Below are 14659 nucleotides of genomic sequence, written 5' to 3'. Positions count from 1 at the left end.
TCTGTGCCGGTCAGGCGAAGTCGATCGCGATCACGTCCACGACGGCACCGGATGCGGCGGGCGCGGGGATCAGCAGCTCGCCGAGCGGCTCGGCATCCCGCGACGCCTGCTCGTGCACCTCGTAGTTGACCTCGTACGGCAGCTGCTCGCCCGTCGCCAGCAACCGGATGCCCGTGACCCGGCCCACCGGGATGCCCCGCACGATCACCTGCTCGATCGGCCGCATCACCAGGTGCAGGTAGATCGTCCCCGGCCGGGCGGTAGACGGCCCGTAGTAGTCGACGCCGACGGTCGGCGAGACGCCGACGACGCTCTCGGCATGCGCATCCATCCACTGGCCGATCTCGTCCAGCGTCTGCACCTGCGACTCGTTGAGGCTGCCGTCGCCCTTGGGGCCGATGTTGAGCAGCAGGTTGCCTCCGCGGCTCGCCACCTCGATCAGTGTGGTCACGAGCGAGGTGGTGGACTTGCTCTTGGTGTCTCCCGGCCGCCACGCCCACATCTGGCCGATGGTCAGGCACAGCTCCCACGGACCGGTCGGCGCCGTGACAGGGAAGCCCTGCTCCGGCGTTTTGTAGTCGCCCTGGCCGAGCAGGCGGTCGTTGATGACCACATCCGGTTGCAGCGACTTGATGAGGGCGCGCAGCCCCGCGCTGTCCCATTCCTGCTCCGAGCGCTCCCACTCTCCGTCGAACCAGAGCAGGTCGATGGTGCCGTAGCCGGTGAGCAGTTCGGTGAGCTGCCCGCGCAGGTAGTCCTGGTAGCGCGCCCAGGCCTCCGGCGTCGGCCGGCGGTGCTTGTCCTCCGCGACAGGGGTGCCGGCGTTGGCCGGGTCTCCCGCGGCGGGCCAGTGCTCCAGCGGGTACGGGCGGTCGCTGTCCTGGAAGGCCGGGTAGTCTGCGTGGTTCCAGTCGGGGAGGCTGTAGTAGATGCCCACCCGGATGCCCTCGGCGCGGATCGCCTCGACGAACTCGCGGGTGATGTCGCGCCCGAACGGCGAGTGCTCGATGCCGAAGTCGGAGTGCGCGGTGTGGAACATCGAGTATCCGGCGTGGTGGCGGGCGGTGAACACGACGTAGCGGGCACCGGCGCGCTTGGCCAGGCGGGCGAGGGCGATCGCATCCCAGTCGACCGGGTTGAAGGTGGGCGCCGTCGACTGGTACTGCTCGACGCTGACGGTGTCCTCGACCGCGTCGGAGCCGGGGATGATGGACCGGCCGACCAGCGGCCAGGAGATCTCGATGCCCTGCTGGCTGGCGTGGTCCCAGTGCACGAAGAGGCCGAATCCTGCGCCGATGAACCACTCCCCGCCTGGCAGCTGGAAGTCGGCGCGACGCACGAACGAGTCGGGTAGAGCGGTGAGGGTCGAATCCACGGGGAGAACTCTCCTTTGAGTAGGGATGCTATTGCCTATAGGATATGGACTTGGGATGCGTCCCACAATCCATTCAACGAAGAAGGAGAATCTCAGCGTGGCCATGTTCACTGACGACCCCGTCCGCCCCGAGAACTACCAGCGGTTCCAGCACGAGCTCCCGTCCTGGTTCAGCGACGCCAAGCTCGGCATCTTCGTTCACTGGGGCCCGTACTCCGTTCCGGCCTGGGCTGAGCCGATCGGCGAACTCGGCACCATCGAGAAGCAGTACTGGTTCGCTCACAATCCTTACGCAGAGTGGTACTTCAACACGATCCGCATCGAGGGCAGCCCGGCTGCCCAGCACCAGAAGGACGCGTTCGGCGACGCTCCGTACGACGACTTCCTCGACGCCTGGAACCCCGACGAGTTCGATCCGGAGGCGTTCATCGCCCTCGTGAAGAGCACGGGAGCAGGCTACTTCGTCCCCACCACCAAGCACCACGACGGCGTCACCCTGTGGGATGCGCCGGGCACCGACGGCCGCAACACGGTCGCCCGCGGACCGAAGCGCGACCTGATCGGCGCGTTCGAGAAGGCCACCAGGGATGCCGGCCTCCGCTTCGGCGTCTACTACTCCGGCGGGCTCGACTGGCACTTCTCGCAGCTGCCGCCGATCACCGACGAGGGCCAGGAGTTCGGCCGCCCCGTCGACGCCGCATACGCCGAGTACGCGTACAAGCACGTCGAAGACCTGATCGAGCGGTACTCCCCCGACGTGCTCTGGGGCGACATCGAGTGGCCGGACGCCGGCAAGCCCTCCGGGCCGTTCTCGATGGAGAACCTGTTCGAGAAGTTCTACGCCACCACCCCGGACGGCGTCGCGAACGACCGCTGGGGCACCACCCACTGGGACTTCCGCACCAGCGAATACCAGCAGGGACTCAGCGTGGAGGGCGACGGCGGCTGGGAGAACTGCCGCGGCATCGGGTACTCGTTCGGCCACAACACGCTCGAAGACGAGACCCACCTGCTGAGCGGCCCGGATGCGGTGAAGACGTTCGTCGACATCGTCTCGCGCGGCGGCAACCTTCTCCTCAACGTCGGTCTCACCGCCCGAGGGACGGTCCCGGACCTGCAGCGACGCACCCTGGAGCACCTGGCAGCGTGGAACGCCGTCAACGGGGATGCGGTGTTCGGCTCGACCACCCTGGACACGTCGATCGCGGCGTCGCGCTCCGACCCGTGGGTGCGCTGGACGCGCAGCGGCGACGTCGCGAACGCGTTCGTCGACGCATCCGGGGCCGTCACCATCGGCGGGGTGTCCGCAGCGGTCGACGCGGCCTCCGCCCGCCTCGCCGACGGAACCCCCGTCGCCGTGACGCGCGACGGCGACACGCTCGCGGTGACCCTGCCGGACGCATCCATCGCCGGTCCGACGCTCATCCGCTTCGACCTGGCGGCCTGAGCATGACCGTCGACGCCCACCTGCACCTCTGGGATCTCGAGAGGGTCGCGTACCCGTGGCTCACCGACGCGCTGGCGCCGATCAACCGCACGTTCGCGTTCGCCGAGGTCGAGCCGCAGCTGCGTGCGGAGGGCGTCGACGGCGCCGTGCTCGTGCAGGCGGCGAACTCGGTGGAGGACTCCGAGGCGATGTTCGCCGTCGCCGCCTCCTCGCCGCTGGTCGCGGGCGTCGTCGCCTGGGTCGACCTGCTCGACCCTGCCGCGACCGCCGCCCAGCTGGAGACGTGGTCGGCGCATCCCGGGTTCGTGGGGGTGCGCCACCTCATCCACGACGAGCCGGACGCCGACTGGCTGGCACGGGATGCGGTCCGCCGCTCCCTCGCCGTCGTCGCCGCCCACGGCATCGCCTTCGACGTGATCGGCGTGCTTCCGCGCCACCTTGAGCTCGCCGTCTCGCTCGCGGAGGAGCAGCCGGAGCTGCGCATCGTCGTCGACCACCTCGGCACCCCGCCGGCCGGCTCGGCGAGTTCCGCGGCAGGGTGGGAGCCGTGGGCGTCCCTGATGACCGCGCTGGCCGCGCACCCCAACGTCTCCACCAAACTCTCCGGCCTCACCACCATCGGGGACGACCTGCAGCCGTACGCCGAGCACGCACTCGACGCGTTCGGCGCATCCCGGGTGCTGTTCGGCGGCGACTGGCCGGTCTCCACCCTGGCCGGAACGTATGCGGAGACCACCGCGGTCGCCCGCGCACTCACCGCGGGGCTCAGCGAGCAGGAGCGCTCCGACGTGTTCGGCGGGGCCGCACGCCGGGCGTACCGCCTGGACTGACCTGCGAGAATTGCCTCATGCCCATCCTGAACAAGGACATGCAGGTCTGCATGTCGCTCGCAGCGCGGCCGAGCAACATCGGAACCCGGTTCCACAACTTTCTCTACGACGAGCTCGGCCTGAACTTCATCTACAAGGCGTTCGCCACCACCGACCTCGAGGGCGCCGTGCGCGGCATCCGGGCTCTCGGCATCCGCGGCTGCTCGGTGTCGATGCCGTTCAAGGAGGCCATCATCCCGCTGGTCGACGTGATGGAGCCGTCCGCTCTCGCGATCGAGTCGGTGAACACCGTGGTCAACGACGACGGTGTGCTGACCGCGTCCAACACCGACTACGAGGCGGTCGCCGCACTGCTCGCCGAGCACGAGGTCGACCCGGCGCAGCGCGTGCTGCTGCGCGGCTCCGGCGGCATGGCGAAGGCGGTCGTCGCGGCGTTCCGCGGCGCCGGCTTCGACGACCTGACCATCGTCGCCCGCAACGAGGAGGCGGGCTCCTCGCTCGCCGAGAAGTACGACTACGCCTGGGTGGCCACCGACCCGGAGCCCGGCTTCGACGTGATCGTCAACGTCACCCCGCTCGGGATGCGCGGCGAGAGCGAGAGCGTGACGGCGTTCGGCGACGACCACATCGCCGCGGCCTCCACGGTGTTCGACGTGGTGGCGTTCCCGTCGGAGACTCCGCTGATCGTCGCCGGGCGCGCATCCGGTGCGAAGGTCATCACCGGCGCCGAGGTGATCGCGCTGCAGGCCGCGCGCCAGTTCGAGCGCTACACGGGCGTCACCCTCACGGCCGACCAGGTGGCCAGGGCGTCGGAGTTCTCCCGCGCTGAATAGTCGGCGTCGCCCCGCGAAGCCGACCGGAGTAACGTGAGCCGCACGTCGACCGAAGGGAAGCGCTCATGGGCATCGGCAGTGGCATCTTCTTGGTGGTGGTCGGCGCCATCCTCGCGTTCGCGCTGAACGTGCAGGTGTCGTGGATCGACGTGCAGCTCGTCGGCTACATCCTGATGGGCGCCGGTGTGGTGGTGTTCATCCTGTCGCTCATCTTCATGCTGCGCAGACGGCAGACCACGACCATCCGGCGCGGTGGGGTCGACCCGGCGACGGGCGAGCGCATCCAGGAGCAGCGCACGCGCTCCGACGACTTCTGAGCCGCCCGAACGCGAGGACGCGCCGCCGCCGGACGTAGACTCGAATCGTGTCCGATGACCTGCTCGCCCTGGAGAACCAGGTCTGCTTCGGCCTGGCCGTCGCCGCTCGCAGCGTAATCGCGCTGTATCGTCCCGTGCTCGAACCGCTGTCGCTGACGCATCCGCAGTACCTGGTGATGCTGGCGCTGTGGGAGCGGGACCCGCGGTCGGTGAAAGAACTGAGCGAGGCCATCCAGCTGGAACCCGCCACCCTTTCGCCACTGCTGAAACGGCTCGAAGCCACCGGCTACGTGGAGCGGAAGCGCAGCACGACCGACGAGCGCACGCTCGAGGTGACGCTCACCGACACCGGCAGGGCGCTGCGGTCGGAGGCGGAGAAGATCCCGGGCCAGATCGTGGCGAAGCTGGGGCTGCCGGTCAGCGAGCTGGAGCACCTGCGCGAGGGGCTGCACGCGATCATCGCGGCGGCGCTGCGCACGGCGTAGGCGCGTCCGCGGAAGGCGCGAGGCGCGAGCCGCGTTACGGGCAGACGAGCCGCGTGGCGTCGCGCTGGCCTTCTGGCCGGAGCACGGTGTGCTCGGTCATCGGGCGGCCGCAGATGGGGCAGGGCGACGCGGCGGAGCGGTGATCTGGACCTTCCGGGTGACCTGCGCCGAGCTGCGCTGGGCCGGCGACGCTGATCAACTTCTCGTTCATCCGCGTGTACCAGCGCATGAAGCTTCCGGACATGATCTCCTCAATTCGTTAGTGCACTAACTAGTGTACGCCCGATTGACCTTGACCCGCGGGTCAGGGTTTACGCTGTGGGCGGAGGAACGCGGAGGAACACCATGCAGATCAGCGAACTCGCCGAACGCGCCGGGGTCACGGTGAAAGCCGTGCGCTACTACGAGAGCCTGGGCCTCGTGCTCCCCGACCGCCTGCCCAACGGCTACCGCGACTACACCGACGACCAGCTGCGTGCCGTCGCCGAGATCCGCGAGCTCGCCGACTCCGGCATCTCCCCCAGCAAAGCGTCGCCGTTCATCGACTGCCTCGGCACCGGACACGCGTACAGCGACGAGTGCCCCGCATCCGTCGACGCGTACCGGGACAGCATCGCCGACCTCGACAGGACCATCGCCGCCCTCACCCGCCGCCGCGAGACCCTCGCGCACCGGCTCGACGCGAGCGCCTCCCGGGGCTCAGCCCAGGACTGACCCGGCCGAGCGGAAGGCACGCGTCAGGCGTGCCGCCCCTGCACCATCTCCCGGATGCGCTCGATCGCGACCTTCGGGCGGCGGTCGTCCGTCACCAGGCCGTTGGTCTCCTGGCCGGTGTCGGCGAGCTGGGTGTAGCAGAACCCGGCGAGCACCGAACTGGCCAGCGTCGCCTCCAGCAGGGCGCCGACGCGCTCGGCGAAGTCCTCCGGGCTGGAGGCGGCCGAGTATCCCCACGCGCCGTCCACCTCGTGCGCGCGGTCCACGAACGAGACGCCGCCGAACTCGGTCAGCATCACCGGCGCCTGCCGGTCGCGTTCGCCGCGCACGAGCATCCGGCGCCCGGCCGGTCCGAGTCCGTCGAACAGCCGGTCGACCGCCTCCGGCGTTCCATAGCGCGCGGCGACGACCTCTCCGGACGCCTCGTAGTCGTGCACGGAGAGGATGTCGGAGTCGACGTGCTCCCAGCCGTCGTTCGAGATGACGGGACGGGTGGGGTCGAGCGCCTTGGTCAGCGAGACGAGCGCCGCGGCGTAGTCGCGCATCCGGCCGTCGTGGGCGAGGTGCTGCACCCCCCAGCTCTCGTTGGTCGGCACCCAGGTGACGATGGAGGGATGCGAATAGTCGCGGTCGACGATGTCCGCCCACTCCCTGGTCGTGCGGGTGATCGCGGTCGGCGTGAACTCGTATGCAGCGGGAGACTCGCCCCAGATCAGCAGGCCGAGCGAGTCTGCGAAGAACAGGAAGCGCGGGTCCTCGTACTTCTGATGCAGCCGCGCCGCGTTGAAGCCGAGGTCTTTGATGAGCTGCGCCTCCGCGCGCAGGCCGTCGACCGACGGTGCGGCGAGGTGCGACTCCGGCCAGTAGCCCTGGTTGAGCACAGAGCGCACGTAGTACGGCCGGTCGTTCAGCAGGAACCGCCCGCCGGCGACCGCCGCCGAACGCAGCCCGAGGTAGGAGCGGACGGTGTCTGCGCCGACGGTGACCACCGCATCCACCAGTCGCGGGTGCTCCGGCGACCAGAGCAGCTCCTCGTACGCCTGCCCGTTGCGCTGCTGCGGCAGCGGCACCGTCGCCTCGATGGTGCGCCCGACCGCCGGCATCGTCACCGAGCCGAGCGCTCGCCCGTCGTGGCTCAGAGAGATGGCCAGCGTCTCTCCGTCGCGGGCCGGACGGTTCAGCCGGATGCGCGCCGCCACCGTTCCCGAGATCAGGTCGGGGGTCCAGTGGATGCGCTCGATCGCCACCACCGGCACCGCTTCGAGCCACACCGGCTGCCAGATGCCTGTGGTGCGGTGATACCAGATCGAGTGCGGCTCGCGGTGCCAGTCCTGCTTGCCCCTCGGCTGGGAGAGGTCGGCGGGGTCGTCCTCCGCGCGCACGACGATCGACACGTCCGTGACACCGGATGCGCCACCCGCCGCGAGCAGGTCGGTCACGTCGAACGAGAACGGCGACCCCCCGCCCTCGTGCTCGCCAGCGAACCGGCCGCCGACCCAGACGCGGGCACGGTAGTCCACCGCTCCGAAGTTGAGGATCACGCGCGGTGCGTCGTCGCTCGCGCCGATCGTCTCGAGCTCGGCGGCGCCGACGGTGCGCCGGTACCAGACCACCGGGTGGAAGCCAGTGTCGCCGATGCCGGATGCGGGTGACTCCGGGGGGAACGGCACCACGATCGAGCGGTCGAAGCGCGTCGCCTCAGCGTCCGAGTACCAGCCCTGCGCCTCGCCGGCGTCTGCGTCGTCGTACGCGAACGCCCACGTGCCGCCCAGGTCGCACCAGTGCTCCCGCACGAGCTGGGGGCGCGGGTATGTTCCATCGAGCGTGCCTGCGGCTGGAAAAGTCATGGTCACTATGGTGCACCAGAAATGCAGCGCTGTAAAACGGTGAGGCGAACACGGCGAGCCGAGCAGGCGGAGCGGGCGACTCAGAGCGTCGGCGCGCTCTCCCTGGTGACCAGCCGATACCCGACCAGCTCGTGCCTGCCCATCGAGGTCAGCCCGTCGATCCGCTCGCAGAGCATCGTGATGGCCCGCGTCGCGAGCGCCGTGAGGTCGGGCGCGATGGTGGTGATGCTCGGGAAGGTGACCGAGGTCATCAGCGTGTTGTCCCATCCGGAGATGGCGACGTCGTCCGGAACCCGGAGGCCGCGCTCCTGCAGGGCGCGCAGTGCGCCGATGGCGGCGAGGTCGTCGCGGCACATGATCGCGTCGAACCGCAGGCCCGCATCCAGTGCGGCGCCGATCGCCGCTGCACCGTCCACCGGCGAGATCGCGTTGCTCGGGATGAGCAGCCCGGGGTCCGGCGTCACCCCGGCGGCCTCGAGCGCGGCCTGGTACCCGGCGATGCGGAGCTCGGAGGTGCGCGAGATGCGCTCCGGCTCGTGACCGGCGAACGCGATGCGGCGGCGGCCGAGCGCGAGCAGGTGCGTCGTTGCCTCGCGGGCGGCGGCGACGTTGTCGATCATCACCCGGTCGATGCTGAGCGGGGCAGCCCCCTCGCCCAGGATCACCATCGGGAGGGAGCTCCTGGTCTGCGCCAGCTCGGCCGAGCTCATCACGCTGGGCTGGAAGATGATCCCGTCGACCATGCCGGCCTCGATGCCGGAGACGGCGGCCCGCTCCCCTTCGATCGTCGAGTCGGTCTGTTCGAGCAGCACGCGGTATCCCTGCTCCTCCGCCACGTCGGACACGCGGCGGGCCAGCTCGGCGAAGTACGGCAGGGTGACATCCGCGAACGCCAGCGCGATCAGGCCCGTGCGCCCGGTGGCCAGCCTGCGGCCGAGCAGGTTGGGCCGGTAGCCGAGCTCGTCAATCGCCTTCTGCACGCGTTCGCGCATCCGGTCGCTGACGTGCGGGTAGTCGTGGACCACGTTGGAGACGGTCTTCATCGACACCCCGGCCAACTCCGCGACATCCTGCAAGCGCACACCGGCCACAGCGTCTCCTTCCGTCGTGAGAACTCTACTTTGCGTCGCTGCTCCCGCCAGTCCACCACCGCTCACCGCTTGACAGCAAATTTCTAGCGCTGTAATTTCGAAGGGCGCGGCCCGGCCGCGCACTCGTGCCTGTCACTCAAGGGAGAGAAATCACATGAAGAAGCGATCTGCCGTGCGGGTCCTGGCCGCCGCGGTGGCCGTGGGCTTGGGCCTCGCACTGACCGCCTGCGGCAGCTCCGGCGGCTCGGGCGGAGAGGTGGCGTCCGGGGACTACTCGGGCCCCAAGGTCACCGTCACGTTCTGGAACGGCTGGACCGGCGGGGCAGCACCCGTCCTGGTCCCGAAGCTCGTCGACAAGTTCAACTCCGAGCACAAGAACATCGTCGTGAAGAACGTCCCGATGGAGTGGGCCGATCTCGCCAAGAAGATGCCGCTCGCCGTCAAGGCGGGCAAGGGCCCGGATGTGGCGGTCGCGCACGGCGACGACGTCGCCACGTACGCCGCCCAGGGCCTGCTGCTCAAGAGCGACTCGATCGTGAAGTCGCTCGGGTACAGCGCCGGCGACTTCCCCGAGGGCCTGATGAAGGCCGGCGAGTACAAGGGAGCCCAGTACGGCATCCCGTGGAGCGTCACCCCGCTCGGTCTCTACGTGAACAAGGACGTGCTCAAGCAGGCGGGCATCGACCCCACGACCATCCCCGCTGACAAGACCTCGTACATGGATGCGCTGGCCAAGCTCAAGACGGCGGGCATCCAGGGCGAGTGGGTCGACGGCTACGTCTTCACCGGCACGTTCGAGTTCCAGTCGCTGCTCTGGCAGTTCGGCGGCGACCTCTTCAACAACGACGTCACGAAGGCCACCTTCAACTCCGACGCCGGCGTGCAGGCGCTCACCCACATGACCGACCTCATCAAGCAGGGATACAGCCCGGCGAACGTCGCGCAGGACGGCAACATCAACGCCCTGATCGCCGGGAAGACGGCCTTCAACTGGAACGGCGTCTGGCAGACCACGAACACCGCGTTCGACAAGCTCGACTGGTCGGCCGTCGCGGTGCCTCAGATCGGCACGGAGAAAGCCGTCTGGTCCTCGTCCACGCACTGGATGTTCCTGGCCAACAAGGGTCAGGACAAGAACAAGACGTCGGCCGCGGCCACGTTCGTGAAGTGGATGAACGACAACTCGGCCAGCTGGCCGGACACCGGTGAGCTGCCCGCGAGCAACAGCGTCCGCAACGACCCGGCTCTGGTGCAGAAGTACCCGAACCTCAAGCCGTTCCTCGACGAGCTCCCGTACGCGCACTACGAGACCTCCGCCCCCGGCATCACCAACGTCACGGCCACCGTGACCACGGCCGTCAACGAGGCCATCACCGGCAAGAAGTCGCCGAAGCAGGCTCTCGACGACGCGGTCGAGAAGGCGAACACGCTGCTGAAGCAGAACAAGCAGACGTATGGCGAATGAGCTCGCAGTAGAGGCGGCATCACGGCGTAACGCCGTGGTGCCGCCTCGGCGCGCCCGGCGCAGCTCGAACCTGGCTGCGCCGCGCCGTACGAAGACGGCCTACCTGTTCCTGGCGCCGTTCCTCGTCCTCTTCCTCGTCTTCGTGGCGGGCCCAGCGGTCTTCGGCCTCTGGATCAGCCTCACCAACTGGAGCCCGTTCCGCGACACCCAGCAGTTCATCGGGCTCAAGAACTACATCGACCTCTTCACCCCGGACTCCGCGACCTCCGGCGACTTCTGGCAGTCGATGGGCGCCACCGGCATCTTCACGGTCGCCAGCGTGCCGTTCCTGCTGGTCATCCCGCTGCTGATCGCCCAGCTGCTCAACCGCAGGATCCGCGGCGGCACCGTCTTCCGCGCCGTGTTCTTCGCGCCGTACGTGCTCGGCGTCGCGGTCGTCGGCGTCATCTGGAAGTACCTGCTCGACACCCAGTCCGGCATCGTCAACCACGTGCTCGGGATGCTCGGCCTCCCCTCCGACATCCCCTGGACCGTCAACGTGCCCTGGGTCTGGGTCTCCCTGGTCGGCGTCACCGTCTGGTGGACCCTCGGCTTCAATACGGTGATCATCCTGGCCGGGCTCAAAGGCATCAACAACGACCTGTACGAGGCGGCCGCGCTCGACGGAGCCGGGCCCATCCGGAAGTTCTTCAGCGTCACGCTGCCGGGCCTCCGCCAGGTGATGACGTTCGTCGTCACCGTGACCATCCTCGCCTCGGCGAACATGTTCGGTCAGTCGTACATCATCACCAAGGGCGGTCCGGGCAACCAGACCCGCACGGCGATCATGTACATCTCCGACCAAGGCCTCTCGCAGAACAACATGGCCGCGGCGTCGGCCATGAGCTATGTGCTGTTCGTGTTCCTCGCGATCATCAGCATCGTCAACTTCCGCCTGCAGCGGGAGCGCACGGAAAGGGCACCCCGATGACCGCCGTCACCTCTCCCACGCAGAAGCCGACACCGGATGCCGACGGCGAGCGTCAGCTCGCCCGGGCACAGCGGCGCACGTCGCCACGCCGCACCGCCGGGCAGGTCGTACTCTACGTCGTGCTGTCCCTGGTCACGCTGCTGATCGTGCTGCCGCTGGTGTGGATCGTGCTCACCTCGTTCAAGACGGACAGCGACGCCATCCAGAACCCGTTCTCGGTGTTCCCGACGCCGTGGTCGATCGACGCGTACGTCACCCTGTCGAGCGGCCAGCAGCCGATCTTCCGCTGGTTCCTCAACAGCCTGCTCGCCGCGACGCTGCAGACGGCGATCATCCTCGTCACCGCCTCCGCCGCCGCGTACGCGCTGGCCCGCCTCGAGTTCTGGGGCAAGAAGATCGTGTTCGGCGCCATCGTCGCCACGCTGCTGGTGCCTCCGGTCATCTTCCTCATCCCGAACTACCTGATCGTGCAGAACCTGGGCTGGCTCGACACCATCTGGGCCATCTCCATCCCGGGAGCTGCGAGCGCGTTCGGCGTGTTCTTCCTCCGTCAGTTCTTCATCGGGCTGCCGGTGGAGATCGAGGAGGCCGCGCGCATCGACGGCGCGGGCGACATCCGGATCTTCCTGCAGATCGTCGTGCCGCTGGCGCGCCCGGCGCTGGCGACGCTCGCCGTGCTGAGCTTCCTCGCCAACTGGAACGACTTCCTCTGGCCGGTCTACGTGCTGCTCAGCCCGGAGAACCTCACGCTGCAGCCCGGCCTCGCCCAGCTGCAGGGCGCGTACTCGACGCACTTCGCCATCGTGATGGCCGGCGCGGTGATCGCATCCATCCCGGTGCTGATCCTGTTCTCGTTCGCGCAGCGCCACATCGTGGACAGCGTCGCCAGCTCGGGCGTGAAGGGGTGAGGTCGTGAGGTCCGCCGGGGTCGCGGCGGTGGCGGTGGTGGCTGCCGCCGCCCTCGCGGCACTCGCGGCACTCTCCGGATGCGCATCCGGAGCAGGCTCGTCGTCGCGCCCCGCCTCCGGCTCACCGTCGGCGAGCGCCGGCCCTGACTTCGCGATCGACCAGGACTTCGCCGACCCGGATGTGCTCGTCCACGACGGCACCGCGTACGCCTTCGCGACGAACACCCCCGGCTTCCTGGTGCGGTCAGCGACCTCCACGAATATGAGGGACTGGACGGTGTCGCAGAAGGACGCCCTCAGCGCCCTCCCCGGCTGGGCGCAGCCCGGCCGCACCTGGGCTCCCGAGGTGGCGGAGGTCTCCCCCGGCGCGTTCGTGATATACCTGACGGCCCAGGATGCGGCATCCGGTCGCCAGTGCATCGGCACCGCCACCTCCGCGACACCGGGCGGGCCGTTCACCCCCGCCTCGGATACGCCGCTCGTCTGCCCGGTGGAGGCGGGCGGCGCCATCGACGCCGCCACCTTCCGCGACGACGACGGCAGCCTCCACCTGCTCTGGAAGACGGACGGCAACTGCTGCAGCCTCGACACCTGGATCGAGACGGCGCCGCTCTCGGCGGACGGTCTCACCCTGGCCGGGCCGCCGGTGAAGCTCCTGAAGCAGGACCGCGCCTGGGAGGGCGCGCTGGTGGAGGCGCCCGACCTGGTGAAACGTGACGGCGTCTACGTGCTGTTCTTCTCCGCGAACGACTACGGAGGAGACGACTACGCGATCGGCACGGCAACGGGCACGTCGCTGACGCAGCCGTTCACGTCGCAAGAGAAGCCGTTGCTCACCTCCGCGTCGAAGCTCGGCACGTTCCACGGTCCCGGCGGCCAGAACGTCGTCACGTTCGGCGGCCACGACTGGCTCGTCTTCCACAGCTGGGACGACGCGTACGCCTACCGCGGGATGCTCGTCCGTCCCCTCACCTGGGACGGCGCGACCCCGCACCTCGGCTGACGCCCGGAGCGCCGCCCGGTCCACCGGCTCCGCTCCGACGGAGAACCGGCCGCGTTCCGCATGAACCTTCCGCTCCTACGGAGAATACGGCGGCGTGTCGGCCGAATCCTCCTGCGTTACGACCAGCGGATGCGGGCCCGACCCTCGCATCCCCTGGCCTCCGCAGTACAGGAGGCGCACCGCGACACGCCGTTGGAGAGTCCGCTTCTGCGGAGAAAGCGGCCGATCGAGCCGGGTTCTCCGCTCGAACGACGCGGTGGTGGCCTCCCGGTCAGCTGCCCTCGGACGAGCTGCCGGGGCCCCAGGTGACCGACTGGAAGACGGCGCCCGCGTCGCCGAACGACGAAACGGAGCCCTCCACGTCCGCCTCGATCGGAGCCGTCGACGTGATCGTGCCGGAGTCGCCCGTCGCCGGGAACGAGAAGTCGGCGTGGAACGTCACCGTGCCGGGGGTCGCCGTCTTCACCGGCCAGCAGCCGCCGGCGCTCACGTCGGCCTGGTCGGGAAGGTGGCAGCCGAAGTCCCACGGCCCCACCGTCAGCTCCGGGCGACTCTGGATGGTCCAGGCGGCGTTCGTCCACACCTCGCCGGCCTCCGCGCCACTGGAGAGCCCGAACGAGCATCCCGCCGGCTGGGCGTCCTGCGATGCAGCGCAGCCGTCGAGCCAGCCCTGGGCGGCGGCCTTCGCCGCGTCGAGTCCCTTCGGCGTGAGCACGGCCGCATCCCGCAGTTGCGCGTCTGCGCCGAAACCGGCCACCGTCGCCTTCGCCCCGGCGAGCGTGAACCAGTCGGTGCTCGCCCCGGCGGTGAGCGTGTACGTGCCAGGGAAGGCGTTCAGGCGGAGGGTCGCGCCCTTCCAGCCGAGCGGCACGCCCGCGAGCGTCGCATCCACGCGCCCAGGCGCTCCGATGGTCACGGTGACCGTGCCGAGCGTGACCGGCGCGAGTTTCCACCCGTCGACGCCCACCATCGACGCCGGTGTCCACGCGTCCCGACGCACCGCGAAGTCGCGCGTGGTGGTCTTACCGCCGCCCGTCACCTCCGCGGTGACCGTCGCGTCGCGTCCGTGCGACCGAACGCCCAGGATGCGGTAGCCCGTCACCCTGTCCGTCGCGTTCTTGTACGCCTTGTTGGTGAGCAGCACATCCGCCGATCGGTGCTGACGGCCTTCGAGCTTCGTCGCCGCCTCGACATCGCCGCGCTTCACGTCCGCGAGGTAGGTGGACACCACCGCCTGCGGGGTGGCTGCGGCGCGAGCCCCGATCACCAGCACGAGTGCCGTGATCCCCACGCCGAGGGCGAGCGCCGTACCGACGGCAACCACCACGATCCACAGCGACCTGCGCGCCTTCGCCATCACAACTCTCCCCCGTG

At 69.3% G+C, this 14659-nt stretch carries 15 protein-coding genes; 10 read left to right on the top strand and 5 right to left on the bottom strand.

Going from position 1 to position 14659, the window contains the following annotated elements; translation table 11 throughout:
- Nucleotides 1-10: 10 nt before the first annotated feature.
- Entirely contained in the window at nucleotides 11-1375 is a 1365-nt protein-coding gene (locus B7438_RS01205; protein ID WP_085367504.1) for an alpha-L-fucosidase, read from the bottom strand.
- Between the two features lie 103 nt (nucleotides 1376-1478).
- Between B7438_RS01205 and B7438_RS01200 the strand changes: the two genes are divergently transcribed.
- From B7438_RS01200 to B7438_RS01180, 5 genes are all read left to right on the top strand, one after another.
- Nucleotides 1479-2822 (top strand): alpha-L-fucosidase, encoded by a 1344-nt coding sequence (locus tag B7438_RS01200; protein ID WP_256921832.1) that lies wholly within the window; start codon nucleotides 1479-1481, stop codon nucleotides 2820-2822.
- A 2-nt stretch (nucleotides 2823-2824) separates the two neighbouring features.
- Complete coding sequence (locus tag B7438_RS01195) at nucleotides 2825-3652, top strand: amidohydrolase (RefSeq protein ID WP_085367502.1); 828 nt, start codon at nucleotides 2825-2827, stop codon at nucleotides 3650-3652.
- A 17-nt stretch (nucleotides 3653-3669) separates the two neighbouring features.
- A complete protein-coding gene (locus tag B7438_RS01190; RefSeq protein WP_085367501.1) occupies nucleotides 3670-4485 on the top strand; it encodes a shikimate 5-dehydrogenase in 816 nt (271 codons plus the stop codon).
- 65 nt (nucleotides 4486-4550) lie between these two features.
- Nucleotides 4551-4802, top strand: coding sequence for a DUF6458 family protein (locus B7438_RS01185; RefSeq protein WP_085367500.1), 252 nt, complete (start codon nucleotides 4551-4553; stop codon nucleotides 4800-4802).
- A 47-nt stretch (nucleotides 4803-4849) separates the two neighbouring features.
- A complete protein-coding gene (locus B7438_RS01180) occupies nucleotides 4850-5287 on the top strand; it encodes a MarR family winged helix-turn-helix transcriptional regulator (protein WP_085367499.1) in 438 nt (145 codons plus the stop codon).
- A gap of 34 nt (nucleotides 5288-5321) precedes the next feature.
- Here B7438_RS01180 and B7438_RS01175 read toward each other — a convergent pair whose 3' ends face one another.
- Entirely contained in the window at nucleotides 5322-5531 is a 210-nt protein-coding gene (locus B7438_RS01175; RefSeq protein ID WP_055897053.1) for a hypothetical protein, read from the bottom strand.
- Nucleotides 5532-5632: 101 nt separating this feature from the next.
- Here B7438_RS01175 and B7438_RS01170 point away from each other — a divergent pair, with 101 nt between their 5' ends.
- Entirely contained in the window at nucleotides 5633-6001 is a 369-nt protein-coding gene (locus B7438_RS01170) for a MerR family transcriptional regulator (RefSeq protein WP_085367498.1), read from the top strand.
- Between the two features lie 23 nt (nucleotides 6002-6024).
- Here B7438_RS01170 and B7438_RS01165 read toward each other — a convergent pair whose 3' ends face one another.
- Complete coding sequence (locus B7438_RS01165) at nucleotides 6025-7848, bottom strand: glycoside hydrolase family 2 protein (RefSeq protein ID WP_085367659.1); 1824 nt, start codon at nucleotides 7846-7848, stop codon at nucleotides 6025-6027.
- A gap of 80 nt (nucleotides 7849-7928) precedes the next feature.
- Nucleotides 7929-8939, bottom strand: coding sequence for a LacI family DNA-binding transcriptional regulator (locus B7438_RS01160; RefSeq protein ID WP_143465497.1), 1011 nt, complete (start codon nucleotides 8937-8939; stop codon nucleotides 7929-7931).
- Nucleotides 8940-9093: 154 nt separating this feature from the next.
- Between B7438_RS01160 and B7438_RS01155 the strand changes: the two genes are divergently transcribed.
- From B7438_RS01155 to B7438_RS01140, 4 genes are read left to right on the top strand one after another with little or no spacing between them, the layout of a single operon-like run.
- Entirely contained in the window at nucleotides 9094-10404 is a 1311-nt protein-coding gene (locus tag B7438_RS01155) for an ABC transporter substrate-binding protein (RefSeq protein WP_085367497.1), read from the top strand.
- Entirely contained in the window at nucleotides 10394-11374 is a 981-nt protein-coding gene (locus tag B7438_RS01150; protein ID WP_085367496.1) for a carbohydrate ABC transporter permease, read from the top strand. Before B7438_RS01155 ends, B7438_RS01150 begins: the two co-directional genes overlap by 11 nt.
- On the top strand, nucleotides 11371-12282 hold the full coding sequence (locus tag B7438_RS01145) for a carbohydrate ABC transporter permease (protein WP_085367495.1): 912 nt from the start codon (nucleotides 11371-11373) through the stop codon (nucleotides 12280-12282). The genes B7438_RS01150 and B7438_RS01145 overlap by 4 nt, the downstream gene beginning before the upstream one ends.
- Nucleotides 12283-12286: 4 nt before the next feature.
- A complete protein-coding gene (locus tag B7438_RS01140; RefSeq protein WP_143465496.1) occupies nucleotides 12287-13285 on the top strand; it encodes a glycoside hydrolase family 43 protein in 999 nt (332 codons plus the stop codon).
- A gap of 271 nt (nucleotides 13286-13556) precedes the next feature.
- On the opposite strand, the gene B7438_RS01135 is transcribed toward B7438_RS01140, so the two are convergent.
- Complete coding sequence (locus B7438_RS01135; protein ID WP_085367494.1) at nucleotides 13557-14642, bottom strand: hypothetical protein; 1086 nt, start codon at nucleotides 14640-14642, stop codon at nucleotides 13557-13559.
- Nucleotides 14643-14659 lie beyond the last annotated feature (17 nt).

The organism is Leifsonia sp. NCR5, from assembly GCF_002105485.1.
Taxonomy (GTDB): Bacteria; Actinomycetota; Actinomycetes; order Actinomycetales; family Microbacteriaceae; genus Leifsonia.
This window is presented reverse-complemented; position numbering and strand designations above follow the sequence as displayed.